The 303-nt window shown below is 66.7% G+C and carries 1 protein-coding gene; it reads left to right on the top strand.

The annotated features are described in order from the left end of the window. The coding region (locus EN852_RS38805; protein WP_281407864.1) for an enolase C-terminal domain-like protein at positions 1-296 on the top strand (296 nt) is incomplete at its 5' end. Positions 297-303 lie beyond the last annotated feature (7 nt).

Raw genomic sequence — 303 nt, 5'->3', positions numbered from 1 at the left:
AGGCGCGCAAGATCGCCAACATGGCCGAAGCCAGCGAACTGCCTGTCACCTTGCACGACTGCACCGGGCCGATCGTTTACGCGGCGAGCTGCGCCTTGTCGGCGACCTTGCCGAACGTCAATTACCAGGAAGCGGTACGCGCCTACTTCACCGGCTGGTACACCGAGATCGTCGCCGACATCCCGCCGGTCCAGGACGGTCATGTCGCGCCGCTCGAAGGGCCGGGCCTTGGCCTCAGCCTGCGGCCGGAGCTGTTCCAGCGGCCTGACGCAGCCGTGCGGATCACCAGACTCTAGCCTCTCG

The sequence above is a fragment of the Mesorhizobium sp. M2E.F.Ca.ET.209.01.1.1 genome, from assembly GCF_004010375.2.
In the GTDB taxonomy this organism is placed as follows: domain Bacteria; phylum Pseudomonadota; class Alphaproteobacteria; order Rhizobiales; family Rhizobiaceae; genus Mesorhizobium.
Note: the sequence above shows the minus strand (reverse complement) of the source record. Positions and strands in the feature narration are given on the sequence as shown.